We start from the raw sequence: 25,650 nt of genomic DNA on the forward strand, positions 1-25,650 counted from the left end.
AGTACCAGCAGTGTCCCCACCGGTACGCGGCGGACGCCTTGGGACTCCGTTATTGGCCGTCGCGGCTTCAGGAAGCAGTTCAGGCCCAAGGTCCCCCGGGGCCACTACTCGCTCCTGAAGTCACCGTCGGTGTCAAAGGCCGGTAACCGACTGCACGGTGGCGCGTTGCCCAGGCGGGGGCAGTGCGCCAACGGCGCGACGGTCCGGTGGATTCTCGCACGCGGCGCGTGCGCGCGTGCCGGGCCACTCCCCCTTACGCGACCTGCTCAACGCCGGGGTCGCCCGCCGAACCACCTCGCCCGCGGCACGGCCGATGGCGCCACTGGTGGCCCTCGTGCTCGATCATCTCGGCATCACCCTGGACGACACCGCTGTTGCCGGCTCCTGGCCCAGCCTGACCTTCTCCGAAGACGACGCACCGTCCACCCCGCGCGGCAAAACCTACGCGGGTGAGGGCCCCGTCCTACCTCAGTCACCGACGGGAAACTGAGCACGGTTCAGGGCTGTGAGTGGGCGTCCTGGTAGCAGCAGGTGAGTGTCGGCAGCGTGGAGCGCCGACTGCTTGATGGTAGGGCGTGTATGAGGAGCAGTCTGCTGTCGTGAAGTGACCAGGTGGCTGCTGTCGTCCGGTCATCATCAGGTTGGGTGGCTGTCATGGAGGCGGCTGCTCACCCCCGGACTTCGTGGCGCTCGCGGAGTCCTTCGGCGTCCCCGGCGTACGCACCGCCCCGGACCCCCTGGCCGACGACCTCGCCAAGTCCCTCGCCACGCCCGGCCCTTCGGTGGTCGTGCTGCCTACGGTGGTGCGGATGTTCGCGCCGACGCACCTGGACCGAGGCGGTGAGGCGGTCCGCGCACCTCGGCCGAAGCCGGCTCGCCCCGGCCGGACATGACGGTGGGGCGGCACCAGGCCGCCCCACCGAACCCCCGTTGCCCGATCGACTCGCTCAGCGCAGGAGCGCGCCGAAGCGGGCGCCCGTGGCGGGCGCCGAGAGGTCGCCGGCGCCGAACGCGAGGGACGACGTGGCCGTGACACCGGTCGCCGTGCCGCGCAGCACCCAGACCGCGCCGTTCCAGCTGTTCTCGGCCAGGGAACCGGCCGCGAGGTCGGCGTGGCCGTCACCGTCGAGGTCCAGCAGCGCGCTGCTCGCGCCGAACTGGTCGTCGTTCTCGGCGACTCCGGGTACCCCGGCGGTGTCCTGGTGGAAGGTCTGCGTGCCGGCGCCCGTGACGCCGGAGGCGCTGCCGGGGACTAGGGCGACGGACCCGGCGTCGGTGATGTCGCCGATGTCCTCGCCCGGGATGCCGAGCGCGATGTCGCCGAAGCCGTCACCGTTGACGTCCGCCACCGAGACCGTGGAACCGATCCCGTCGCCCTCCTCCTCCACGCCGGGGAAGCCGGGCAGGTCCTGGTCGAAGACCTGTACGCGCTCCTCGGACAGGCCGGAGGCCGCCCCGAACGCGATCTGGACCTTGCCGCCGTTCCAGTAGTTGCCCACCACGACGTCGTCGAACCCGTCGTCGTTCACGTCCCCGATGCCGGTGCCCGTGCCGGTCGCCGTGCCGTCCGAGGGGGTCCAGCCGCTGGTGAAGCCCGTGCTGCCGCCGCCGAGGAACAGACGGTTGCCCCACTGGCCGTCGCCCGCGTACTTCCAGGCGACGATGTCGTCCTTGCCGTCGCCGTTGACGTCGCCGGTCCGGGTGGAGCGGATGGGACCGGTGATCGAGTCGCCGTCCTCCTGGCAGCCGATGCCGTTGGTGGCGCAGGACGCGTCGGGGGTGTCGTAGCCCCACCAGTCGGCCTTGTCCAGCAGGGGCAGGGTGGCGGTGGGCTGTCCGGCACGGGTGACCGGGCCCTTCCACACGGTGGCGTCGCCGCTCGACGGGTCGTCGCCCGCGCCGGACAGGTAGGAGAACAGGGCGAGGTCCGTCTTGCCGTCGCCGTCGAAGTCGCCGGTCGTGGGGGACTGCCCGTACCCGGGTATGGCCGTGCCGCCGGTGAGTCCGGAGGCGGAGCCCCAGAGGATGACGGAGCCGGGACTGCCACCCGAGATCACCAGGTCGCTGAAGCCGTCACCGTCCAGGTCGCCCTTGGTGAAGTTGGTCCCGAAGCGCTGGTTCGCGGTGGCGGAGCCGGGAACGCCGCTGGTGGAGCGGCTGATGAGCTTCTTGTTGCTGGCGGAGACCCCACTGGCGGAGCCGTACGTGACGGCCACGTAGCCCGCCTTGGCCTGGCTGGAGATCGTGGCGTCCGGGGCCGACACGACCAGGTCGGCGTATCCGTCGCCGTTGAAGTCGTCCTGCGCGTCCGCGGACCCGGTGGCCGCCTGCGCCGGGCCCCCGGTGAGGGCCATGGCGCCGAATCCTCCGGCGAGCAGCACCGCGGCTGCCAGGGGTGCGGTGAGCGCGGTACGGGTTCGGCGGTGTGCTCGGGACATACGTAAGCCTTTCGAGTCGGTCGGTTCTATGCGCGGAAGGCCGCGTTCAGTGGGTACGACTCGAGCCGGGCGATCCCAGTTGTACGTCCCAATGTCATGGATTCGTAACCGAGGAGACAGGTGTGGCGCTGAACTCCCTTGTTGTCACAGGGAGTTCAGCGCGTGTTGTGAGTAGGCGTGCTGACAGCAGCAGGTGCGTGTCGGCAGCATGGAGCGCTGGCTGCCCGATGACAGGGCGTGAGGCGTTTCCACCCTGACGGGTGATTGGACGGGCGACCCCGGCGGTGGGGCCACGGCGGAAGCAACGGCTCGAGAAGCTCCCACAACTGATCAGTTGGCAGAGCGCGTGAGCAGCTCTTTAACGTTCGCCTCAGGTTCGCTCGGTAGGAAGTAGGCATGCGGAAAAGCGATGCAACCCGTATGTAGAAGGCTAAGGGCTTGCAGATCATTAACACGTCGTCTTGATCTTGTTGTGGGGCTCGCCGGTTTGGGTGAGGACCCGAGCGTGGAGGGCTGCAAGGGCGACGGGTGGCGTGGTCGCGGGCGGGATGACGATGCCGTGTGCCTTGAGGAGTCTTCTGTTTTTCAGAAGGGTGCGGTGCATCGCGGTCCGGCTGCTGCCGAACAGTACGGCGAGAGGTTCAGCGGCCAGGGCGACCCGTAGATGGAGCACGGTGGCCAGGATCTGTTCGGGGAAGGCGAGCCGGGGCGGACGGCCGCGTCGGGCATCGCCGTCGGGGATCAAAGTCCTTGTGAAGTCGGCCAGTTGCTGCCGGGACATGCCGGTCAGGGCGGGATCGGACAGCAGGGCCTGGTCCCACCGCGGGGCCGGCTCCTGTGGAGCCCGGGCCATCGGAACGGCAGGGCGGGGCTGCGGGTGCAGGGCGTAGTTCCACTCGCCGTGGAATGCGTGCCGGGTCAGCGGCAGTGCGGCCATCTCCGCATCCCCGATACGGACTCCGGTGGGATAGATGTTGGTGTCGAGTGCGGCACTCACGCGCAGTCCGGTGCGGGTGGTGGTTGCCGCGATGGTCTGCAGGATGACTTCGTGGCTGGTCAACGGGCGGCCCCGCCAGTTCATGGTGATGTGGGAGAAGAGCCGGTGCTCGATCTTGTTCCACTTCGATGTGCCGGGCGGCAGGTGACACACGGTGATCGTCAGCCCGGTTTCGGCGGCGAGCCGGGCGAGTTCGAGTTTCCAGGCCCGTGTGCGGTAGCCGTTGGAGCCACCCGCGTCGGCGGTGATCAGGAGCCGTGCCGCCTGCGGGTAGGCAGTCTGGCCCCGGCTGTGCCACCAGCGGCGGATCGACTCGACCGCGAACGCGGCAGTGTCGTGATCGGTGCCGACGTTGACCCAGCCGGTGTTCGACGTGACGTCGTAGATCCCGTAGGGGACGGCCTTGCCCAGTTGCGGGTCGGCGAAGTCATGCACGTTCACCGGCACCGGCTCACCCGTCGGCCGCCACTGGCAGCCGTTGTTCCTGAACTCCCCGACGAGTTCCTTCTTCTTGGTGTCCACGCTGATCACCGGCTGGCCGGCGTCCCGATGCTCGCGGGCCTGCTCGTTGAGGTAGCGGAACTGGGCATCCCGGTCCGGGTGCTGACTGCCCTCGATCGTCTTGGCGTTGGCCTGCAGACTGAACCCTTCCTCCCGCAGCAGGCCGGCGACGGTGTCGGCACTGACGCGGTGCCCGGCCCGGGTCAGCTCGTGCGCCAGTGTGCGGGTGGACTTCACCGTCCACCGCAACGGCGACATCGGGTCACCCCGCACATCCGGCTCAACCAGCGCCAACAGTGCCGACCGCAGGCCCGGATTCAGATCCACGACTCGTTTGCGGCCCCCGCCCGGACGCCGCACCCGCCCCAACGGCTCCTCACCGGCCTCGAGTTCGAACACGCCCTTGCGGACCGTCGTCTCGCTGACCGCAGCGGCCTGTGCCACGGCCCGGACACCGCCGTGACCCAGCTCCCGGGCCTCCGCAGCCATCAACAGCCGTCGCTGCCGCTCGTCCAGATGTGGGAGCAACACCGCGAACTTCACGGCGAGTTGGTCACGAGTCTCATCCGGGATGCGCATACCACACCAACGAGCTTCAGGACGGGAAGCAACACCTTGATTCCCTGCAAGCCCTTAGCTCAGTACAAGGCGCATACGGGCTCTGTGACGGTCCCACGGGGGCACGTAGAACGACTGGACGACGGGACCGAGGTCAAACTCGGAGTGTGGATCATGAACCAGAAGGGCCGCCGCGGGAAGCTCACAGCCAACCAGCTCCAGGCGCTTGCCGACCTCGGGCTGGAGTGGGCGGCGGCGTAGACGGCGCGGGTGACGGTCACGGTCGTGGGCGGGCCACCCGTCGCGGGCGCTGCTGATGTGGCCTAGCTGCCGAAGACCGTGTTCAGGGCCTGTTGGCCGTGCTGGATCGTGAGGTCCAAGCCACAGCAACAGAGGGGAAGTCACACCCCCCACCAACCCACACAGAAAGTAAGGAACTTGGCACTCTGCGAACAGGTCTCTTTGCGTCGCCAAGCGCTCTATCCTCCCTACAGCACGTGACAAACTGGGGGCTGCATGCGCTTCATCTTCGTCCACGGGACCGGCGTACGCCGAGAGCGTTTCGATGACCTGTTCCGGTGGGTTCGCGGAGGCCTGCTACATCGTTTCGATGACGCGGACGTGGTGCCGTACTACTGGGGTGAAACCTTTGGCTCAGCTCTCAGTGCAGGCGGTGCTTCCGTCCCTGGGATGGCGACCACCCGTGGCACTGGAGATCCTGAAGAGGCGGAGGCTGCCGAGTGGTTGCTGCTTCTCACCGACCCGTTCTGCGAACTGAGGGTCCTCGCCTCGTTGGGCACCACGGATGACGGACTCGGGATGCCGGGCGTGCAATCCGCCGGCGAGCGGGTCGCCGACAGTGTCCGAAAGCTGCCCAGAGACCTCTCGTCCGGTTCCAGTGATGCGGACGAACTGGCTCACCTGCTTAGAGATACCGGCCTCATCGATGGCTATGCCAAGGCACTGGATGCGCTCAGGGACTCTGACGAGTTCCGTGACGCGTGTGCGGTCGTCCAAGACGACGTGTCAGCGGCAGACCTCACCACTTCCACGAGCCGTGCCATCGTCGCTCTCCTGCTCTCCGATGTCGGAGAGTCAGTGGTGTGTACGGGCGACGAACGTGACCGGATAGTCGATCTCCTCAGCAGCCGAATCGGCGGCACGGCGCGAGGCTCTGTGCTCCGGGCTTCCGGCGTGCTTCTCAAGCTGGGGCTGCGCTGGACTCCCCAGTCCGTCCTGGATCGCAAGCGCGGTGAGGCCACCTCGGCCGGGGCCTCCGCGGTCGGTGACATCCTTCGGTACCAGGCACGCGGCGGCCCGCTCCGCGACGCCCTGGTTCAGTTCATTGCTCAGTGCCCGGAGCCGCCGGTCGTGATCGGTCACAGCCTGGGCGGCATCGCCCTCGTGGACGCCCTCGCCCTGGCCGCCATTCGCCAACAGCCCTTGCCCGTAAGGCTGCTGGTCACGGTCGGTTCCCAGGCCCCTTTTCTCCACGAGCTCGGTGCCCTCGCCGGCCTCCCGCCTGGCGCTACCCTGCCACCTGATTTCCCGCGCTGGCTGAACATCTACGACCGTAGGGATCTGCTCTCCTATCTGGCCGCGCCGGTCTTCCCCGACGATCCCCGGGTGACGGACCACGAGGTATTCAGCCGCCAGCCCTTCCCCGTCTCGCACAGCGCGTACTGGAAACTCGGCGCCGTCTACGACCGGATCGGTGAGGCTCTGCGGTGATCCCCGCTCTCGATCCCGCGAGGGTCTTTGCACTGGTTGTCGGCATCGAGTCCTACCAGATACCCGGCTGGTCGCTTCCTGGCCCAGCACGGGATGCCGTCCGCTTCGCCGACTGGCTCACCGGCACAGCCGACGTGCCACCGACGCACGTTCACCTGCTGCTGTCGCCCCTCCAAAATGAGCCCCCTCAGGCAATTCCTTCGGCCACTCTGGAGAATGTCCACCGGGTACTCTTCGAAGAACTCCCCCAATCCGACGGGGATCTCTTGTGGATCTACTGGGCAGGACACGGATTCCTCGATTCCCGGCGTCAACTGCTCCTCCCGTGCGCGGATGCCACGATCCCCTTCACCCGCCACCTCAACCTCACGGCTGCCCTGCGCTGGTGGCAATCGACGAACGTCCCCGGAGGGCGTTTCCACCGCGTTGTCGCTGTGGGAGACACCTGCCGCATCGAGACCCAAAAGGCGCGGGTTCTGAAATTCGGCTCCAACGAGCCTGAAGCCGGCGAACTGACGCCCGAGCGACGCCAGTTCGTTCTCTACGCAGCACGCCCCGGTCAAGCGGCCAAGAACCAGGCAGATAAAGGGGCTGGCCAGTTCACGGACACGCTCCTGAAACGCCTGGCCGACCAGCCCGTCGACAAGACCGTGGAGGATCTGGTCGGCATCGCCCACGCCGTCCAAACGGACTTCCGCATCATGCGTGCGAACGGCGAGGCGTGGCAGGAGCCACAGTTCGTCATCAGCGAAGACTGGAACGGATCGACCCTCTTCGGCAACCAGTGGGCAGACGCCACGACCGGCACCGTCTGCGAACCATCCGGGCCTCCGGTGCTCGACCAGGAGGCGTTGACCGAACTCGGCCCCCTCCTCCAAGGACTTCGGCGGCTGCCCGCCTACTCCTATGACGCCTACAGGTGGGCTTTCGAGGTCACCGGCTGCGCCGTTCCGCCCGGTGACGAGCTTCCCGGCTCCCACCTTCTGGATATCGCCTGGGATCTCAACAGCCGGCAAGGCAGACGCCTCGACCTCCCCCTCGTCCTGCCCTTCGTTCGCTTTCTGACCGCCCGGGCCAGAAAGCACCATGCCCAGTGGGCTGACGAAGCCGATGCCTGGACGAATCGAACCCGCGCACGACTTCGTACAGCGCCTGTCCCTACGCCGCCGGAGCCCGCGGCCGAGAGTCCCGCCCTCCACATCCGGCTCACGCCCGATGACAACCACCGGTACTGGACCCGAATGTGGATCTACCAGAACGAGTTCGAAAGCGTATGGGAGTCCGATCAGCCACTGGAACTCGAAGCTGTCCGAGGCGTGCTCGGCCAGCAGCTGGCCGTCCGCCGCTCACACGCCCCCACACGCATCGAGTTCCACCTCCCGTATGCGCTCCTCGATGAGCCCTTCGAATCCTGGAAGATCCCCTGGCGCGGCAGCAGGATGAAAGAGGTCGGCTGCTACTACGACGTCGTGCTGCGCTGCCCCGACGAACGCCAGGGGCCCGCCGAGGCCCCCTGGAATCGCAAGTGGGAGTGGCTCAAGGCACAGGGCGGACGGCACTCGCAGGCCGTACGCGAGGTCTGCGACAGTGACGTGTCCGAGTATCTCGGCCCCTCGCTCCAGGAGACCGACCCGCCCGTCGTCGTCTTCGCCGAGGTCACCGAGCCCATGGTCATGGACACGCTGGACGCCGTACTCGATGGCGGAGTGCCAATTGCCATCTGGCGGCGGCCGGACAGCATCCAGGAAGGAACGGCTGAGCCGATCCGCACCGCGCTGGCAGTCGACCCTGGCCCGTTCGAGGTTCACACGCTGCCCGCCCGGCTCCGGAACGCGCGGATCAGGCGTCATCCTCTCGCCCTGATGTGGGACGATCCCGGGCGCATTCCCGAAAGGCAGACGCTCACTTCATGAATGAGGACACCGTGGTGACAGCTGAGGTTGTCAAGGACTGGTGGATCTACCGAGGCGCGGGGACAGCTGCTGAGAAGCAGGCACTCCTGGCCGAACACCGCCCGCCGTGGCGGTCCTTCAAGGGGGAGCCCGACCCCGGGTACGCCCCGCCCGGAACCTCCGGGGCTTCCTGGGACGAAACCCACCGCCGCGGTGCCGGCTACGTGCCCGACGAGGACGAGAAGGACTCCGTCAACACGGCGCTGTATCTGCGCCGACCGCTGCTCGTCACCGGCAAACCCGGCGTCGGCAAGTCAACACTCGCCCACAGCATCGCCACCGATCTGGAACTCGGCCCGGTACTGCACTGGCCGATCACCAGCCGCAGCTCGCTGCGCGACGGCCTCTACCAGTACGACGCCATCGGGCGGTTGCACGACGCCAACCTCCGCCACCTCGACGCGGCCGCCAAACGCACCACAGGCCAGCCAGCCCTCCGCCACCGGCGCGGCACCCCGGCCGGACGCGTCCTGCGCCCCACCGCTCCCGCATCCGCCGACCAGCCGCCCGGCGGCCCCATCGCGCCCTATCTGCGCCTGGGCCCCCTGGGCACCGCCCTGGTGGCCCAGGAACGACCCCGCGTGCTGCTCGTCGACGAGATCGACAAGAGTGACATCGACCTTCCCGGCGACCTGCTCACCGTCTTCGAAGAGGGCGCCTTCGAGATCCCCGAGCTCGCCCGGATCGCCGCCCACCACCCCACGGTGAAGATCGGCACGCAGGACGATCCGGAACCTCAGGTCAAGATCGAACGCGGCCTCATCCAGTGCCTCGCCTTCCCAATCGTCGTCCTGACCAGCAACGGCGAACGCGACTTCCCGCCGCCGTTCCTGCGACGCTGCATCCGGCTGGACCTGAAGCCGCCGAGCGAGCCGAAACTCACACAGATCGTCCGCCAGCGACTCGCCCTGGACGAAGGAACGGACGATGCTCCCTACCGCGATCTCATCGAGGCCTACCTCGAGCGGCGCGTGGAAGGCGACCTCGCGACCGACCAGCTCCTCAACGCCGTACAGCTCAGACTCAGCGGAGCCTGGTCCGATGACAGCGACCGCACCAAGTTCCTCAACACCGTTCTGCAGCGGTTGACCGGGCCGCCAGCGTGATCGAGGAACTGTTCGCGGCCTTCGAGGACTCCGGCGCCAACGCCGGGCCCGAGGAACTGGCGGAGATCCTGTGGCTCGCCGCCCGCATCGACGGTACCGGCATCCGCAGGCCTGGCCACCCGAGTCCCGCACCCCATGACGAGAGGGGACAGCAGTCACGGGCGCTGGAGCCTTCCTCGACACGTGCCCGCGATTCGTCTCCTGCCGAACAGTTCTACAGCGCCGCCGATATGGCCGACACTCCCGGCTCTGCCGTGCGACGTGTCGACTCCGTCCGCATCCGTCGTGCCGCGTCACTGCACGACTCCCTGGCCGTGATGCGGGCCCTGCGGCCTCTGGGACGGCATGCCGGCCTGCCCGGCGACGTCGCACGGGGCGAACTCGACGAGGAACTCACCGTCCGCAGCACCATCGAACAGTGCCTCCCAGTCCCGGTCTTCCGCCCCCGCCGCGGCCGCTGGCTGGACCTCGCCCTCGTCGTGGACGCCCACCACTCGATGCTGCTCTGGCACGACCTGGTGACCGAACTCCGCCGCGTCTTCGTCCAGACCGGCATCTTCCGCGACGTGCGGACCTGGTATCTACACGGTACGGGTCGGGACGAGGCCCCGACCGTCGCACGTGAGGGCGGCGAGCCGCGCAGCGTCCAGGAAGTCGCCGACCCGTCCGGCCACCGGATGGTCCTGGTCATCACGGATACCGTGGCGGGCGGCTGGAGCGCTTCCGGTGTCCAGGACGTGCTGCGGCAGTGGGCATCGCACGGCCCCGTCGCCCTGCTCAACGTGCTACCCCGCAGGCTGTGGGACCGCGGCGCCATCCGGCCCCAGCCCCATATGATCAGGGCGCCCAGGCCTGCCGCGCCCAACGCATCCTGGCGGCTGGGACAGGCCGCAGGCAGCCGACGTAAACGCCGTAGCAATGCTCTCGCCGAGGGCATCGCGGTCCCGGTCGTGGAGGCGAGTGCGGGCTCGATCTCTGCGCTGGCGGAGCTGGTGGCAGGCGGCGGCCGCTGGAGCCGCCTGCCCTGCCTGACCATTGCGCAAAGGCCGGGAGGCCCGACAGAGCCCCAGTCTCAGTCCGGGCCGCCGCTTGAGCCTCCGGTCACTGTCGACGAGATCCTTCGCCGCTTCCGGGCCGGCGCGTCTCCGGTCGCCCAGACGCTGGCCGGCTACCTGTCCGCCGTGCCGCTGACCCTGCCGGTGATGAACCTCGTACGCCAGATCATGCTCCCGGAATCAGATCCTGGGCATCTGGCGGAGGTCGCGCTCGGCGGGCTCTTCGAATCGTGGGAGCGTGACGTACGCAAAGGGCCCACCGACATGGCGCGGATGCCGTTCCACATCCGCGCGGGCGTACAAGAGGCGCTGCTCGGTTCCCAGCGACGGGACGAGATCACGACGGTACAAGAACTCGTGCGCCGCGAGATGGGGGCTGCCGTCGTCCCAGAACGGGGCTCAGGTCCAGCCGGAGACTTCCTCGCCGCGCGCGGCACACCGGGCGGAGACGGTGGTCAGGCCCTGAGCCTCGATGCCCTGCCCTTCGCCGACCGGGCGAGCACGCCGAGCCCGGTGGGGCTCCCCGTCCGGGAGGCCCAGGACCCGAATACGGAGCATCTGCCGGGCTATATCGAGCGTGACGTGGACGCTCAGCTGGGGAACGCCATAGCCCAGGCAATCAACGGTCGCAGCTCCCTCGTACTGGTGGTCGGGGAGCCTGGTTCAGGCAAGACTCACGCCACTGCGCGCGCCATCCAGGAGATGCCGGACGACTGGAGGTTGTGGTCGCCCGATGACGTCTCCCTCACGCTGGCGCGCGGCGCACCCCAGGTCGGGCCCCGAACGATCGTCCTGCTCGATGATCTCCAGAGGTACACAACAATTTCCGGTTCCTTCATCGAATCCATGGCACACACCGTGCTCGGCATGATCGAGGACAGCGAGCGCGCGCCTATCCTCATCATCGGAACCCTGACCCCCTCAGCCTGGGACAACCTCATGGCTCCGGCCCAAGGAGGCCCAGCCGACGACTACGCGAGCCTCCGCCACCTCATCTCTCGTGCCGAGGTCATCCGGGTCTCCCCCGTCGCCGCCGCGCCCCAACGATGGCCAGGTGAACCGTCACACACGCGGCTCGTCATGATCGCCGGCACCGGGGATCCACCGCGCCCCAAAAGCAGCTTCCAGCAGGTGGGAACCGGCTTCCTGCTCGGTCCACGCCTGGTCCTCACCGATGCGGATGCCGTGAGCCGGCACAGCCGATCATGGACCGTCAGAGTCCGTAACAGGCTCGGAACCGTCACTTCGGACGGCTGGGTCGACTGCCGCGTGCTGTGGATCGACAACACCTACGGCGCAGCCCTGCTCCTCGCCGAGGACGACCTCGCCGAGCCCTCCACCGACAGCCACTTCTCCGCCCCCCGCTGGGCACGGCTGACCGGCGACGAACCACTCAGTCCCTGCCACGCCACCGGTGTCATCGTTACGAACGAGACCTCCCCGCAGACAAGCGGCTATCTGACCGGCATCCTGCATCCCACCTCGTCCTTCCCCGGTGCCGCGTACGACTTCGAGCCCGCCGTCCCCCTCTCACAGTCCCGCAACCAGAAATCGCTCGCGAGAGGCCTGTCCGGAGCACCCGTCTTCTTCGGAGAGCTCCTCCTGGGCTTCGTCAGCACGATGCGACACGACCGCTCCGGTCACCTCCGCCTCGCTGTCACCGCCATCAGCGCTCTAGCCAACAGTCCCGACTTCACCGATATCTGCAGCCAGTACATGCGGCGCATCCCCCGCGTGGACCTCCTGCCCGCCAGGCCTCCTGTGCAAGACGGGGACCGTACAAGCGACGCGTCGGCCGGGCGCCGTAGACAACGGGTTTTCATCTCCTACGCCCACGAGAACGACGACGGCGCCCACGCCGAGCAGGTCCGTAACCTGGTCGAGGTGCTGCGGGCTGCAAACATCGATGTCCGTGTCGACCCGGGCGAGTTGAAGGGACACCTGGACTGGGCAGCCGGGGTACGGCACGAAATGGAGGCGGCCGATGTCATCCTGGTGATCGCCTCACCTGCGTACAAGCGCCACGCCGACGACCCTCGATCTGACTCCGACCGTCGGGTCGATGTGGCGTCCGAAGCCCGCCTGCTCCGCGACGAGGTCGCCCACGGCCCGACCAGGCTGAGCCAACGGATCCTGCCCGTGATCCTGCCCGGCAGCACCAGCGAGGATCTACCGGTCCTCCTCAGGCCACTGCGCCCACTCGCCGTCGACGCCATCACCGGCGCCGGCGTCGACCAGCTCCTGTACAGGCTTGCCCAATACTCCCCCGCCACAGACCTGGTCCCCTGGCAGCCCGACACCATCGCCCACAGCCTCATCACCCAGTCCGACCAGCTGGCCGACACCGGCTCCACCGGTGAGGCCCTCGCCGCCGCCCGTGAGGCCGTCAGCGTCGCAGAGCGCCCAGCCCAGGCAGATCCCGACTCCATGCGTCCCGTTCTCGCCATGGCCCTGTCCACCCTCAGCAACCGCCTGGCCGAAAACGGTGAGCGGGAGGAAGCCCTGGCAACAGCCGAACAGGCGGTGATGATCCGGCAACAACTGGCGGATACGGACCCCACGCGCAGCTACGACCTCGCGCGGTCACTGTCCAACCTCAGCAACCGACTAGCCGACCTCGGGCGGCATCAAGAGGCACTCAGCACGATCAACGACGCGATTGGTCTGTGCCGACAGCTCGCCGACACCGACCCGGGCACCTTCCTTCCCGATCTGGCCACCATGCTCAACAACCAGGGTGCCGCGCTCGCGGAAACAGGCCAGACGACTGAGGCACTAAACGCCATCAGCGAAGCTGTCGGGATCTGGCGACAACTCGCCGAGGCCGACCCCGACGCTGCTGCTCCCGGCCTGGCCAGCGCTCTGCTCAACCTCGGCTCGGCACTGTCGGAAACAGAACGATATGCAGAAGCTCTGAGCACTGCCGAGGAGGCGGTCTTCCTCTACCGGACACTGGCCGAGAACAGTCCCGGCACGCCCAGCCCCCGGCTCGCTACTGCGCTGCACCATCTCAGCCTGCGCCTAACAGATATCCACCGGTGGGACGAAGCACTCACGAAGGTCGAAGAAGCCATCGCCGTGCGACGGCGCCTCTCGGCAACCAACCCGGAGGCCTTCCTCCCCGACCTCGCACAATCGCTCAGCGCGGCAGCATGGCTGCGGACCAGCCAGCGTCAGGAACTGGACAGAGCCCTGGACCAGGCGAAAGAAGCGGTAGAGATCCTCAGCCGGTTCGTCGCTCAACAGCCCACCAGGTTCACCGACGACCTGCGCCAGGCCCTGTCCGTACAAGCAGAAACCCTCAACGCGCTCGGACGCTCCGCCGAAGCCACCCGGATCCGCTCCCACGCACCATCATCGGCCACTGCAGGGGAGCCTGCGCACGAGACGCGGGACCCCACACTCACGAATCTGGCACCGCCATCCCTTGACGGTTCCTCCAGACCGGGCACGCCGGACGAGTTGCGGGCCCTAGTAACCGGGGCCCGGGCAGTCCTCTTCGACTTCGACGGACCGATCTGCAGGCTCTTCGCCGGCTATCAGGCGGAGAGAGTCGCGAATGCCTTGGTCGAGTGGCTCGAAGAACAGGGCTTGCGCGGGCTCTTGACGGAGGTGGACCGTGCACATCCCGACCCTCAGATGGTGCTACGGGCAGTAAACCGACGTCACCCGCACAGCGACTTGATGGTGGAATTGGAGGAACGCCTCACGCAAGAAGAGCTACGAGCCTCCGCCACTGCTATGCCAACCGCGCACGCGGAGCCAGTGATTCGCACCTGGGCGGCTGTGGGAGCCAGGCTGGCCGTCGTGACCAACAACTCACCGCGGGTCGTCAAAACCTACTTGGCTGACCGTCACCTCACCGACTGCTTCGCGCCGTACATCTTTGGACGAACATTCGATCTATCGCAGCTCAAGCCGGCGCCAGGGCTTGTGACCAGAGCCCTAACCGCCATGGACACCCCTCCGAGCAAGGCCCTGATGATCGGAGACTCCCCGTCAGACTTCATTGCCAGCCAGGAAGCAGACGTTGCCTTCCTCGGATATGCCCGCAACGAGTTCAGGGAGAGGCATCTCCGTGAGATTGGAGTCCAAGTGATCGTGCCATCACTGGAGCCTGTTCTCGCAATTCTCCGAGACGGCATCACCCCAGGATCTCTCTGACAGCGCGGGTGAACCGCTCCATCAGACCTGGAGCGGTTCCACTGCGACAGGACAGCGGTGACCGTACGCGCGCTTGCTGCTGATCCTGGACTGCGCGGATGAACCGGACCAGATCTGGGACCTGCTCCCCACAGGTCTGGGCCGTGTCCTCATCACCTCCCGGAACCCGGAGTGGACTGAGCACAACAGCAAACTGTTGGAAGTGCTCGTCTACGAACGGTACGAATCGGTGGCGTTTATCCGGCGCCGCGCGCCCCGCCTGACCGAGCCTGACGCCGACCTGTTGGCCGACGCACTCGAAAACCTGCGGCCGGGCGCGGAGCGGGCGGCACGGTACGCGTCTCAGGAGCGGGTGGCAGGGCGTCGCGGATCTGCTGCAGGCCTTCAGGCTGCTGGGGGGGCGTCTCGCTGCGCCGTACGGGGCGCTTGCACGGATATGAGGTCATGATGATGTGCTTTCCGGCCGGTCCCCGCCGTCCGGCGCTCCTCGGGTGGCGTGGCCACACGCTGGGCGCTGTGAACGACGCAGTGCGTCTAGGGCTTACCTGTCCGCATCAGTCGGGGGCTGAGTAGGTGTTTTTCATCCTGGTGCTATCGACGGCGGGCGGCGCTGGGGCAGCGCCAGCCTCGTCGAGCTGATGCTCGTCGTGCTAGGCGGAGCACCTGCCCACCACAGATCGGCAGCGCGTCGGCCGACCACATCAAGGCCCGCGATCCCCTACTGCCGGGCCACCGAACAGCTCACCCACCGGGAGCGGCATTCATCACTGGCCTCTCGCATGGCTCCACGGCTACGGGGTCGCTCGTGCCCCGGACATTGCTGCGACGGGCTGCATCCGAAATCGCCGATCTGGTGGTTCGGCGGGCAGCTACTGAGAACAATGCCGTCATGGGGCGCACAAGGTCGCGTATACGGCAAATCTGGTTGGTGCACCTCGGAGTGTCCGTCGGCACGGCGGCGGCCTCCCTGTGGATCTCCTACAGCTTCGCGCTCGGGGTGCCCGGGACGCTGCTGATGCTTCTCCCGACACTGCCCCCGGCGTATCTCACTTGGCAGGACTTCCGCTTCTCCCGTATGGAGGCGGACCAGACCACGCTCAACGCGCTGCTCGACTCGCTCGCCGACGAAGTGCGCATACGTTGGGAGGCCGAGGCCACGCTGCGGCGTCTCAACGACCCGCAGCCGCTGCCCGTCTCGTGGGAGTCAGCGCCCACGGACCTGACTGAGAGCTGGGACTACCTGCGGGACACGGCCATGGCGTACCCCGGCGGCCCGCCGTCGGACCCCGCCGCTTGGGCAGCCGGGCCGAACGACCTCGCGGGCTCGGACAATGAGATCGCTGCGGTCCTCGCCAAGGTCCCCACAGGGCGCCTGATCGTCGTCGGTGAACCGGGGGCCGGAAAGACCATGCTGCTGCTCCGCCTCACCCTCGACCTGCTGCACCGACGTCTGCCGGGCGAGCCCGTACCGGTCCTGTTACCGCTGGCCACCTGGAACCCGGATGGGCTGGCCCTCCACGACTGGCTGACCACCCAACTTGTTCTCCAGCACCCCATGCTGGGGAAACCCGCACCAAGCCCCCTGAGAGATCTCGACTGTGCCGAGGCCCTTGTGAGCCGTCGGCACCTGCTCCTCATCTTGGACGGTCTGGACGAACTGCCATCAGACCACCGGGCGCTGGCTGTTAGAACCATCAACGAGGCTCTACGACCCGGGGAGCGCGTCGTGGTGTCCAGTCGTACAGCCGAATTCCGGCGCATCGCAGGCGACGGCCAGGAATGCCTGGGCATCGGAACAGAGCCTCCGGTGAAACTCCGCAACGCCGCGGCCGTCGTGCTGCGCCCACTGGATCAGACCGCCGTCGCCCGGTACCTGAGGCGGGATGCCGCGAGCCCCGCCCGCGCCGACCGTTGGGATCCTGTGCTGCACCGGCTGGGCACAGCCGAACCCGTCGCCCTGGCTCTCAGTACACCCCTGAACATCAGCCTCGCCCGTACCGTGTACGCACCCGACAGGAGCGATCGGGATCCGGCCGAACTCTGCGACACCGCGCGCTTCCCGACAAGTGCCGTGATCGGGGAGCACCTGTTCGACGCCTTTATCCCGAGCGCGTACCGCACACCCAGCAGCGTTGCCACCCGGCAGGATGACTGCGGATGGACGGTCGAACGGGCGGAGAAGGCCTTCCTGTTCCTAGCCAGGGCCCTCCATTCGGGCAGCATCTCGGCGATCCGCCCGATGGCGGACCTGCGGGACCGTCTGGTGCCAGACGTCTGGCGCAGGATCACCTATGCGGTCGCCTCCGTCGCCCTCGTCGTGCTCCTGGCTCTGCTGGTGCAGGAGTACTCCGGCAGCCTCCCCGACTGGTGCTGGTACACGGTGGCCGCATGGACGGTCTACAGACTCGCTCGGATTCAGTCCTACAAACTGCTGTACTGGCCTTCATCGATGCTGGCCGGTTTGATTGGCCAGTGGCGGTACGCCGGGGCGGCTTGCGCGGTTGTCGCGTTCTGGCCTTTGCGACTGCCGCCCTTGTGGATCGCTGGCTGGTGCGCGGGCTGGCTCGTCAGCCTGGTCATGGCAGATAGGCGGGACTTCTGCAGGCTCTATACGTGGGCCTTTCACCATACGTGGGCGATTCTCAGACCCTATTCGTGGTCTGAATTGCTGGCCGCTGCAGGCACCGTGGCCGCGGTCCAGGCAGCCGACAGGTACGCCCACCTGCCGATCGCACCCTGTCTCGTCGGCCTCGCGGCTTGGCAAAGCTACCGGCTTGTGGCCGGGGCGGCGCTCTATCTCCGACCGATGCTTAGCCGACGGCCACCACCACCCCGCGTACGCATGGGCTTCGGCCGCAGTCTCCGCGACACGTGGGCACCGTGGTGGGCGCGCAACAACACCTTCCGCCGCTGGCACAAGATCCTTTACCGCGTCACGGACTGGCTGGCCGAGCCGATCGTCGCCGTGATCGCTCTCGTGGTCACGCTCTGGCCGGAACCTGCCCGGCAATGGAGCGCCTATGGCCTGCGGGAATGGGCGGTGGTCGGATGCGCGGCTCTTACGGCGGTAACCATCGTCCGGAAGTTCCTGGCGCGTCTCGCGATACGTCTGACGCCCGTTGTGGTGGTACTCATTCTCGTGATCGCACTCTGGCAGTGGCTTGGCACGGATTGGGCCCGGTTCGAGCCATGGGAATGGACGGCAGTCGCACTGACGGCCCTGGCGGCGGAAGGACTGGTTCGGCAGATGACGGCGCGGGCCGCCTCGTCGCTCGGGACGCTGCTGCTCCTGACCAGTTTCCTGCCTGTGCGGGCCTTTCTGGCGTTGACCGGCGACGTCCCCTGGCGCCTGGTCCGCTTCCTGGCCCATGCGCACGAGACCCATGGCGTGCTGCGCCGGTCCGGTGCCGTGTATGAGTTCCGTCATGTCGAGTTGCATCGCCGCCTCGCCGAACGCTGGTACGAGGAGCACTGGTCAAATCGGCTGGCCGCACGAATCGAGGAGCGGCTGCCGATATCCAGGGAAGGGCAAGGGAGCGGGGCGGGTACCCGATGAGCGCTCGACATATGCGACCGGCCCGCCGCCGCGGTCGAAGGGCGTGCGCCGGGCACCTTCCCTGGTCGAATACTTTCCTTCGGTGGCTCCGCATCGGCCCTCCGAGGGCTCTTCGGCGGCTAGTAATAAGCCGAGCTTCTGCGGCACGTGCGCCCCCAGACCATTAGCGTACGAGCGGGCAGGGCTGCATCAACCGCCGGCTGGCGCTTGGCGCGTCCACTGGCTCGTGCGGGGGCTTTTGTGGGTGAGGCGCCGGGTCATCATGGTGATGAGTGCCCAGTTCAGGTGTGCTTCGGAGTGCTGGGGCAGGCGTTCGTAGTCGCGTGCGTTGCGGCGGGCGTTCATGCACCAGCCGATCGTGCGTTCGACTTTCCAGCGGCGGGGCAGGACGACGAAGCCCTTGGTGCCCTTGGGGCGGGAGACGATGCGCAGGGTGAGCCAGAGGCGGTCGCGGGCCCAGTCGACGAGGTCGCCGGCGTAGCCGCGGTCGGCCCAGATCTGGGTGATCTGCGGCTGGGTGAGGCGCAGGCGCCAGAAGACGTCGCGGGCGGCGTCGCGGTCCTGGATGTCGGCGGGCGTCACCGTGAGCATCACCGGCAGGCGGAGCGTGTCCACGGTGATGTGTCGTTTGCGGCCGTTGATTTTCTTGGCGGCGTCGTAGCCGCGGCTGCCGCGGCCGACGGTGGAGGCGCCCTTGACCGACTGGGAGTCCACGATCAGTGTCACCGGGTGCGGGCAGCGGCCTTTGCCGGTGCGGATCCTCCGACGGAGCTGATCGCGGATGTGGGTGACGACCCCGGCTCGGTTCCATCGCCAGAAGAACCCGTAAACCGTCTCCCAGGGTGGGAAATCCGCAGGCAGTGCCCGCCACTTCGCGCCGTTGTCGACGATGTAGCGGATGCCGTCGACGATCTCTCGCCGGGGCCATTTCTCCGGCGAGTAGCTCGTGAGGCGATCGACTACGGCGTTTCCGGAACGCCGTTCCGCGACGCCCGCCGCTGACGACAGGCCCTTACCCGGCAACGGTCCGAGCAGTACACCGCCGCCTTCGACCGCTCCACTCCCACCGTCCACGTCCGGCCACAAACCGGGCACTGCGCCTGCTCACCCCGCTGCATCGCGATGACCCGCTCCCGGGTCCGCTGAAGCCTCCGCCACCGCCGTGACCTGCACCGTCCTGAGCAGAACACAGCCTCCGCCGCCATCGTCTGCGGCAGCGGATCACCGCACTCTCGGCAGTACCGCCGAGCCGTCCCGCCAACCCCCACAACCCAGATCATTCAGCCGTACCCACCTCACGGCCAGGGATCAAAAACACCTACTAAAAGAGTGTTTTGTCCCGGGGATGTCGTTTGGTGGCTCTTTGGGTGTCAGGTCGATTCAAGAGTGCCGGGGCCAGGGATATCTCGTGTGTCAGGTGATGCCGTTGACGACATGCGCAGGCCTTTTCGGCCCGTTCGCTCCTGTCTGATCCCAAGGCGCCCCTGCTGAACCCCTTTTGCGCCCTGCCGATGCGAGGGTCCCGACGGTAATACCGAAACATGACGCGACAGCGCCCGTATCCCAGTGATCTGTCCGATGCCCGCTGGGAGTTGGTTGAGCCCGCCCGGACTGCCTGGCGGGCCGAGCGCAGGGGCAAGGGCCTGGATATCGGGCGCCCGCCCCAGCATGACCTGCGCCGGATCATCGACGCCATCCTGTATGTCGACCGAACCGGGATCCCTTGGCGCTACCTGCCGCACGACTTCGCACCGTGGGAGACCGTCTACGGGTACTTCGCCGCGTGGCAGAAGGACGGTGTCTTCCACCAACTCAACGGCATCCTTCGCCAGTTGGTCCGCCAAGCCGAAGGCCGGAACGCCGAGCCGAGCGCCTGCGTGCTCGATGCCCAGAGCGTCAAGACCTCCGCGAACGTGCCGGCTTCTGGGCAGGGAATCGACGCAGGGAAGAAGATCGCAGGCCGCAAGCGTCACCTCGGCGTCGACACTCTCGGCCTGCTCCTCGCCGTCTGGGTCACCGCTGCCAGCGTCTCCGGCATCCACCTGCTGTCCCGGATCGCCACTTCAAACCCGCAGGTCAGAAAGGCCTGGACGGACACCGGGTATCGCACCAAAGCCATCGATCACGGCGCACGTCTCGGTATCGACGTCGAAGCCGTCCGCCGCGATCCGTCCGCGAAGGGATTCAAGGTGATCCCGCGGCGCTGGGTCGTCGAGCGGACCTTCGGCTGGCTGATGCACCATCGCCGTCTCGCCCGCGACTACGAGACCCATCCTCATCGCTCCGAAGCCATGATCCGCATTGCGATGATCGACCTCATAAGCAGACGGCTGACCCGCGAATCCACCCTGAACTGGCGCTATGCCTGACTTGGAACCAAACAACATCCCCAGGACAAAACACTCTTTCAACGTTTTCCATCACGGTGCCGAGCATTCCGGGTCGTCGACGATCACCGCGTTCGCCGGAATGATCACGACGACGTCGTTGTCCTCCGCCTGCTCGAACTTGGTGGTGGCGTAGCCCCGCTTGCCGTCCCCGACACACTTCGTGGCGAGGTTTCCGAAGCCGTCCGGGAAGTTGTAGACCTCCGCCGCGGTGTCCTCGCCCGCCTTTCCCTGCACCGGGGCGTCGCCCTTGCCCCGCTCGTCGTCGTGCTCCTGGGAGCAGCCGGTGAGCAGGACGGCAAGCAGCAGCGCACCGCAGGTGGCGACGCCCGCTTGCGTCGGCCGACGACGACGGCGCCGGCAAGGCCGCAGGCGGCGCTTCCCCGACCGCGGCCCTGCCGTCATGCTCAGCCCGCGCATGACTTGTCCTCGACGATCTGGACGTTCGACGGAGCGTCGGCGTTCGTCGTGACATACGCGCGGAAGCCGTGGCCCACGCACTTGGTGGCGAGATTCCCGAAGCCGTCCGGCATGTTGTACACCTCGGCCGGGCTGTCGTCCCCCTTGCGGCCCTGCACCGGGGCGTCGCCCATGCCCCGCTTGTCGTCGTACTCCTGAGAACAGCCCACAAGAAGGCTTCCCGCGGTCAGCGCCAGGGCCGCGGCCCAGACCGATGCTCGTACACGCCTCATCAGAAGTCCCCCGTACCGGCAAATCGGATGGTGTCTCTGAAGACAGCGCGGTGGCCTGGTCCGGTTCCCCTGTTGGGTCTCCGCGAGCGTGATGCGTGGAACCGTCAATCGTCCGAGACGCGTACGACCGCGAGCGTGATGTTGTCGGGGCCACCTGCCGAGATGGCGGCCTTCCACAGTTCGAAGGGCAGAGCGCAGTGCCGGTGGCAGAACCTTCCTATAGCCGACCCGCATCCACGCAGCGGCCCGCCCTTGTCGGCGACGGCTGAAAAGTGGTTCTGGATCACTTTCAGTGCCAGAGCCACGGACGGTCACCGAAACCGCGATCATGAACGGCTGTGGGTGATGTCTTCCTTGAGGACCTGTGGTTCCACCGGGTCGATGGTGTACGGATCGAAAATGTAGCGGTGGACGGTGAGTTGGTCGTCGTGCGGGCCCGGGCGACGGTGGAGTGGGCCGCGTGTTCCGGCTGTGGTGCGATGTCGCGGCGGGTGCACAGTCGGTACGTTCGGCGCCTTGCGGACAGCGCGGTCGGGCACCGCAGGGTGGTGATCGAGTTACGGGTCCGCCGGTTTCGCTGCGGCGAGGGCGCGTGTCCGCAGACGACGTTCGTTGAGCAGATCAGCGGGCTGACGTTCCGCTACGGTCGGCGAAGTGCCGGGCTGCAGGTAGTGCTTGAACGGCTGGCGCTGATGCTGGCTGGCCGGGCGGGTGCTCGGCTGGTGGACACGCTTGCCGTCCCGGCCAGCCGATCTACGCTGTTGCGCCTTATTCGGGCCCTGCCCGAACCGGAACCGCACACGCCGAAGGTGCTCGGGGTGGATGAGTTCGCGCTGCGCAAAGGGCATGTCTATGCCACCGTCCTGGTGGATATTGAGACCAGGCGCCCGGTGGATCTGCTGCCTGACCGCAAGGTGTCGACGGTGGCCACCTGGCTCGCCGAGCATCCCGGTGTTGAAGTGATTTACCGTGACCGCTCGCTCGCCTATGCCGAGGCCGGCCGCCTGGGCGCCCCGAACGCGGTCCACGTCGCGGACCGGTGGCATATCTGGAAGAACCTCGCGGATACCGTCGAGAAGACCGTCGTCCAGCACCGCGCCCTGCTGCGCGAGCCGGATGTTGACCAGCCCCGCACCGCCGCGTTCTCGGAGATGGCGGAGCTCGTGGCGGACACTGCGGCCGAGCCGCGACGGTCGGGCAGACTCCCCGACCGGGTTCGAGAGCGACACGCGGCCGTCCACGACCTGCTCAACCAGGGCGTCGGGCTGCGGGCCATCGCCCGGCAGTTGGGCCTGGCCCGCAACACGGTCCGCCGCTTCGCCCATGCAGTGACCGCGGATGAGCTCCTCGTCGGGAAATGGACGAATCTCCCGAGCATCCTCGATCCTTTTAAGCCCTACCTGCACCAGCGGTGGAACGAGGGCTGCACCACCGCCCGCCGCCTGTTCGAGGAACTCCGCGACCGCGGCTACGCAGGAGGCGAAAGTGTCGTTCGGAGGTATGTGCACAGGCTCCGCGACGCCTTCCCGCACGACGATTCGCCCCGCAAACATCCCTCAGTCCGGGACGTGACCAGCTGGATCACCCGCCACCCGGACAGCCTCAACGACGACCAGTCCCAGCGCCTCAAGGCCGTCCTGGCCCGCTGTCCGGAACTCGACCGGACTGCACAACACGTCCGGGCATTCGCCGAGTTGGTGAACGACCGTCAAGGCCGACGACTCGGCCAGTGGATCGACGACGTCCAGGCCGACGACCTGCCGGCTCTGCGCTCCTTCGTCACCGGCCTCGGCCAGGACCTCGACGCCGTCGTCGCTGGCCTCAGCCTGCGCTACAGCTCCGGCGCCGTCGAAGGCCACAACAACAAGATCAAGATGTTGAAACGCCAGATGTTCGGCCGCGCCAACTTCGACCTCCTGCGCAAACGAGTCCTCCTCGCGGCATGAAGCCGTTCATGATCGCGGTTTCGGTGACCGTCCGTGGCTCTGGCACTGAAAGTGATCCAGAACCACGATTCACGCGTCGCCGACACACTGACAAGCACTTCCAGCTCGAGGCCCGATTCGCCCACCCGACGAACTCCATCGAGACCGCCCGCGCCTGACTGACGGGACAGCGCATTGTGCCAGGACTCGTGCTCACCACCGGCGACGGCACAACGGCTACGCCGGAGAACACGAAGTCGACGCAGAAGGAGACATTCGCGCTCGATCCCTCGGGGCGGCGTCGCTCGGACTCGGCTCACGAACAGCGCAGCCGGGTCGCAACCGCCTTCCTCAGGCGTCGCGCTTCCCGGGCATGCGGCCGAGGACCTGCTCGTCCATTCCAAGAGGCCGGTCAGGGTATGGGTAGAGAGGCCGCATGGACTCGTACTGCGGGGTCAGGTCGTGCGGTGCGACCAGGATCGGCGAGCGGAGACCCCTTCCGAAGTCCCGGACCCACCGGGAGGCCTGCCACCGGTACCGCGTGCGGCGCAGGACAACGGCCCGCTCATCGCTGTACGGTTCACCGCCCGGCCAGAAGACCGCGTACCAGCAGCCCCTGCCGCGCAACGACTCCCAAGCACGCCAGAGCTTGCCGGACCAACCGATGCGCGCGTCTTGCTGGTCGGCGTTCAATTCCTCATCCCCCTCTGGCGATGGCTCAGGCAGCGGTATCACCGTCAGGGTTCCTTCTTTGCCTGCTGCCGTGCAACTGGCCCACCTCGTGAGGGGATGGTCATGATGCCGCGTCCTCGGTATGCCGGCAGGGGCGGCGGCATCCCTCAGAAGTGGCACCGGAATGCGTCGATCGCGGGGCGCACCTCTTGCGCTCGGTTCCATTCCCCGTGCCATTGCGCCTCATAGTTGCTGAAGTGTCGGGACACCAGTGAGCCGGCCACGTCCGCGACGGCCTCTGGTGGCGCAAACACCCGGTGCAGCGCGGCGAGTGGCCCTCTGAGGAGCGCAGACCCGGGACTGCCGCGGAGCAGGGCGTGGGACCAACCAGAGTCTTCCTGCCACGTGAGCTGGATGCCGCCCAGGCCGGCGCAGCGACTCACATCCCAGATGAGCACCAGGTACATGGTCACGTCGCGCATGCGGTAGGTGCGCTCCACGCGGACGATGCCGGGCGGGATGCCCTGGGCGGTGAGCGCCTGGTCGATGGCCTGAGCGTACGGCCAGTGCGGCAGCGAGCCGGCCGGGAGCAGCCCGGGCGGGTTGAGCAGCACCAGTCCCGCCTCCACATTCGAGCGGGTTGAAAGGGTCAGGAGACACGCAGGAACGAGGCGGCCGGGCCGATCACGCCGGGCCCGAACTTCGCGCGGATGCGATCGCTGACCGCTTCGGCGACCGGCCGGTCCTCACGCTCCCCTTCGCAGCCGGCCGTGGTACACGGCCAAGACGTCCGCGGGTGTGGCGCGGCCCACCCAATGCTCCAGGGCGGCGGGGTCAGGTGACGGGGAAAGCAGTCGGGTTCATCGCGAGCGCGCGGATGCAGCGCCCGTCCGCGTCGAGTTGGCGCCCCATCTGCTTCATGGTGTGCAGGCAGACGGCTCGGTCGGTCACGGTGTACTCCGGATGGCTCTCGGACAGGACGCGTTCGAACTCCGGGAGCTCGGCCGGGGTTCGTAGCCACACCATCGTCAGCAGGTTGTCGGGACCCGACAGGGAACAGCTCAGGCGGACTTCGGGGCGCGGGACGAGCGCACGCGCGACCTGGTCGAGAGAAGAGGGCGGTACGCGCGCCCACAGGATGGCGGTCGTCGGCCATCCGGACACCGATTGCGCCACCTCGCATCTGAGCCGCAGGGAGCCGCTGGCAAGAAGCCGGTTCACCCGCCGACGGACGGTGGCCTCGCTGACGCCTGCCTGTTCGGCCATCTCCGTAAAGCCCATGCGCCCGTCTGTGTGGAGCAACTCGTAGAGGGATCGGTCGACCTCGTCCACCCTGATTCCGCGGGCTTCGACGGCCGGCGCCTGGAGGGTCTGCTGCTGCGCTGGGGCAAGACTCCGCAGGCGCCAACGACTCGGTTCGCTGTAACCGACCGTGCGGATCTCGGACTGGTACGACAGCACGCCGGGCATGACGTCCAGGACGTCGCGCAGGAAGTGGGCCACGGCTGCGGGGCTTCTCCGGGCGACCACCACGAGCAGGGAACTCGCTCCCGTCGTGTGGTGCACGTAGCGCACGGCCGGATTCTCCACGAGACGTGTCGCCACATCATCGAAGTGACCTTGTGCCGTGACGACACGGACGTACGCCATGCACGAATCGCTGTGCCTGGACGGGCCCACGGTGCAGGTCACCCAGGCCAGACCGGCCGCGCTGAGGCGCTGCCACCGCCGCGCGACGGTGGCCGAATCGAGCCTGAGCGTCCGGCCCAGGACGGCCCACGTCGCCCGTGGGGCCACCTGCAGCGCGTTGATGAGCTCGAGATCAATCTCATCGACGACGAGATCAGGCAGGTCACTGAGGGTCATGTAGCGGAGTATGCAATATTTCGGCTTGATTCAGCGAACAGACGACGAAT

At 67.4% G+C, this 25,650-nt stretch carries 17 protein-coding genes and 3 pseudogenes; 11 read left to right on the top strand and 9 right to left on the bottom strand.

Annotation, left to right across the window (positions count from 1 at the left end):
• Nucleotides 1–235 precede the first annotated feature (235 nt).
• Nucleotides 236–490, top strand: a complete 255-nt coding sequence (locus ACN20J_RS01040; RefSeq protein WP_419664863.1) for a hypothetical protein — start codon at nucleotides 236–238, stop codon at nucleotides 488–490.
• Nucleotides 491–674: 184 nt separating this feature from the next.
• Nucleotides 675–893: pseudogene (locus ACN20J_RS01045) on the top strand (hypothetical protein); the annotation flags it as partial.
• Between the two features lie 54 nt (nucleotides 894–947).
• On the opposite strand, the gene ACN20J_RS01050 reads toward ACN20J_RS01045, so the two are convergent.
• Entirely contained in the window at nucleotides 948–2,438 is a 1,491-nt protein-coding gene (locus ACN20J_RS01050) for an FG-GAP and VCBS repeat-containing protein (RefSeq protein ID WP_419664864.1), read from the bottom strand.
• A gap of 448 nt (nucleotides 2,439–2,886) precedes the next feature.
• Nucleotides 2,887–4,515 carry an ISAzo13 family transposase gene (locus ACN20J_RS01055; RefSeq protein ID WP_419664865.1) on the bottom strand — a complete coding sequence of 543 codons (1,629 nt, stop codon included), beginning with the start codon at nucleotides 4,513–4,515 and terminating at the stop codon, nucleotides 2,887–2,889.
• On the opposite strand from ACN20J_RS01055, the gene ACN20J_RS01060 reads away from it, so the two are divergent.
• From ACN20J_RS01060 to ACN20J_RS01090, 7 genes and pseudogenes are all read left to right on the top strand, one after another.
• A complete protein-coding gene (locus ACN20J_RS01060; protein WP_419664866.1) occupies nucleotides 4,453–4,755 on the top strand; it encodes a helicase associated domain-containing protein in 303 nt (100 codons plus the stop codon). The genes ACN20J_RS01055 and ACN20J_RS01060 overlap by 63 nt on opposite strands.
• A 429-nt stretch (nucleotides 4,756–5,184) precedes the next feature.
• The gene (locus tag ACN20J_RS01065) at nucleotides 5,185–6,225 is read left to right on the top strand and encodes an alpha/beta fold hydrolase (protein WP_419664867.1); all 1,041 of its coding nucleotides are present in this window, start codon (nucleotides 5,185–5,187) and stop codon (nucleotides 6,223–6,225) included.
• Nucleotides 6,222–8,138, top strand: a complete 1,917-nt coding sequence (locus ACN20J_RS01070) for a caspase family protein (protein ID WP_419664868.1) — start codon at nucleotides 6,222–6,224, stop codon at nucleotides 8,136–8,138. The genes ACN20J_RS01065 and ACN20J_RS01070 overlap by 4 nt, the downstream gene beginning before the upstream one ends.
• Entirely contained in the window at nucleotides 8,135–9,283 is a 1,149-nt protein-coding gene (locus ACN20J_RS01075; RefSeq protein ID WP_419664869.1) for an AAA family ATPase, read from the top strand. Before ACN20J_RS01070 ends, ACN20J_RS01075 begins: the two co-directional genes overlap by 4 nt.
• Entirely contained in the window at nucleotides 9,280–14,502 is a 5,223-nt protein-coding gene (locus ACN20J_RS01080) for an SAV_2336 N-terminal domain-related protein (protein WP_419664870.1), read from the top strand. The genes ACN20J_RS01075 and ACN20J_RS01080 overlap by 4 nt, the downstream gene beginning before the upstream one ends.
• Before the next feature lie 61 nt (nucleotides 14,503–14,563).
• A pseudogene (locus tag ACN20J_RS01085) lies at nucleotides 14,564–14,809 on the top strand (hypothetical protein); the annotation flags it as partial.
• Nucleotides 14,810–15,442: 633 nt separating this feature from the next.
• Nucleotides 15,443–18,058 (top strand): NACHT domain-containing protein, encoded by a 2,616-nt coding sequence (locus tag ACN20J_RS01090; protein WP_419664871.1) that lies wholly within the window; start codon nucleotides 15,443–15,445, stop codon nucleotides 18,056–18,058.
• A gap of 198 nt (nucleotides 18,059–18,256) precedes the next feature.
• Here ACN20J_RS01090 and ACN20J_RS01095 read toward each other — a convergent pair.
• Nucleotides 18,257–19,153: pseudogene (locus ACN20J_RS01095) on the bottom strand (IS5 family transposase); the annotation flags it as partial.
• A gap of 446 nt (nucleotides 19,154–19,599) precedes the next feature.
• On the opposite strand from ACN20J_RS01095, the gene ACN20J_RS01100 reads away from it, so the two are divergent.
• Nucleotides 19,600–20,427 carry an IS5 family transposase gene (locus tag ACN20J_RS01100; RefSeq protein WP_419664872.1) on the top strand — a complete coding sequence of 276 codons (828 nt, stop codon included), beginning with the start codon at nucleotides 19,600–19,602 and terminating at the stop codon, nucleotides 20,425–20,427.
• Nucleotides 20,428–20,478: 51 nt separating this feature from the next.
• Here the strand turns inward: ACN20J_RS01100 and ACN20J_RS01105 are convergent, their stop codons facing one another.
• The 3 genes from ACN20J_RS01105 to ACN20J_RS01115 form a co-directional block, all read right to left on the bottom strand.
• Nucleotides 20,479–20,865: a hypothetical protein gene (locus ACN20J_RS01105; protein WP_419664873.1), complete on the bottom strand. Its 387-nt coding sequence runs from the start codon at nucleotides 20,863–20,865 to the stop codon at nucleotides 20,479–20,481.
• Complete coding sequence (locus ACN20J_RS01110; protein ID WP_326732820.1) at nucleotides 20,853–21,137, bottom strand: hypothetical protein; 285 nt, start codon at nucleotides 21,135–21,137, stop codon at nucleotides 20,853–20,855. Before ACN20J_RS01110 ends, ACN20J_RS01105 begins: the two co-directional genes overlap by 13 nt.
• Nucleotides 21,138–21,241: 104 nt before the next feature.
• Nucleotides 21,242–21,442 carry a hypothetical protein gene (locus tag ACN20J_RS01115; protein WP_419664874.1) on the bottom strand — a complete coding sequence of 67 codons (201 nt, stop codon included), beginning with the start codon at nucleotides 21,440–21,442 and terminating at the stop codon, nucleotides 21,242–21,244.
• 33 nt (nucleotides 21,443–21,475) lie between these two features.
• On the opposite strand from ACN20J_RS01115, the gene ACN20J_RS01120 reads away from it, so the two are divergent.
• Entirely contained in the window at nucleotides 21,476–23,083 is a 1,608-nt protein-coding gene (locus ACN20J_RS01120; RefSeq protein ID WP_419664875.1) for an ISL3 family transposase, read from the top strand.
• A gap of 330 nt (nucleotides 23,084–23,413) precedes the next feature.
• On the opposite strand, the gene ACN20J_RS01125 is transcribed toward ACN20J_RS01120, so the two are convergent.
• From ACN20J_RS01125 to ACN20J_RS01135, 3 genes are all read right to left on the bottom strand, one after another.
• Entirely contained in the window at nucleotides 23,414–23,755 is a 342-nt protein-coding gene (locus tag ACN20J_RS01125) for a hypothetical protein (RefSeq protein WP_419664876.1), read from the bottom strand.
• A gap of 146 nt (nucleotides 23,756–23,901) precedes the next feature.
• Nucleotides 23,902–24,348, bottom strand: a complete 447-nt coding sequence (locus ACN20J_RS01130) for a DUF6292 family protein (protein WP_419664877.1) — start codon at nucleotides 24,346–24,348, stop codon at nucleotides 23,902–23,904.
• Nucleotides 24,349–24,568: 220 nt separating this feature from the next.
• On the bottom strand, nucleotides 24,569–25,600 hold the full coding sequence (locus ACN20J_RS01135; RefSeq protein ID WP_419664878.1) for an Lrp/AsnC family transcriptional regulator: 1,032 nt from the start codon (nucleotides 25,598–25,600) through the stop codon (nucleotides 24,569–24,571).
• Between the last annotated feature and the right edge of the window lie 50 nt (nucleotides 25,601–25,650).

Origin of the sequence: Streptomyces sp. 2-1 (genome assembly GCF_048564895.1) — a bacterium.
GTDB classification, from domain to species: domain Bacteria; phylum Actinomycetota; class Actinomycetes; order Streptomycetales; family Streptomycetaceae; genus Streptomyces; species Streptomyces phaeochromogenes.

Excerpts from the sequence above, each read along its gene's own strand:
- ACN20J_RS01050 (WP_419664864.1), bottom strand. The coding sequence starts at position 2,438 with ATGTCCCGAGCACACCGCCGAACCCGTACCGCGCTCACCGCACCCCTG.
- ACN20J_RS01060 (WP_419664866.1), top strand. The coding sequence starts at position 4,453 with ATGTGGGAGCAACACCGCGAACTTCACGGCGAGTTGGTCACGAGTCTC.
- ACN20J_RS01055 (WP_419664865.1), bottom strand. The coding sequence starts at position 4,515 with ATGCGCATCCCGGATGAGACTCGTGACCAACTCGCCGTGAAGTTCGCG.
- ACN20J_RS01065 (WP_419664867.1), top strand. The coding sequence starts at position 5,185 with ATGGCGACCACCCGTGGCACTGGAGATCCTGAAGAGGCGGAGGCTGCC.
- ACN20J_RS01075 (WP_419664869.1), top strand. The coding sequence starts at position 8,135 with ATGAATGAGGACACCGTGGTGACAGCTGAGGTTGTCAAGGACTGGTGG.
- ACN20J_RS01100 (WP_419664872.1), top strand. The coding sequence starts at position 19,600 with ATGACGCGACAGCGCCCGTATCCCAGTGATCTGTCCGATGCCCGCTGG.
- ACN20J_RS01105 (WP_419664873.1), bottom strand. The coding sequence starts at position 20,865 with ATGCGCGGGCTGAGCATGACGGCAGGGCCGCGGTCGGGGAAGCGCCGC.
- ACN20J_RS01110 (WP_326732820.1), bottom strand. The coding sequence starts at position 21,137 with ATGAGGCGTGTACGAGCATCGGTCTGGGCCGCGGCCCTGGCGCTGACC.
- ACN20J_RS01135 (WP_419664878.1), bottom strand. The coding sequence starts at position 25,600 with ATGACCCTCAGTGACCTGCCTGATCTCGTCGTCGATGAGATTGATCTC.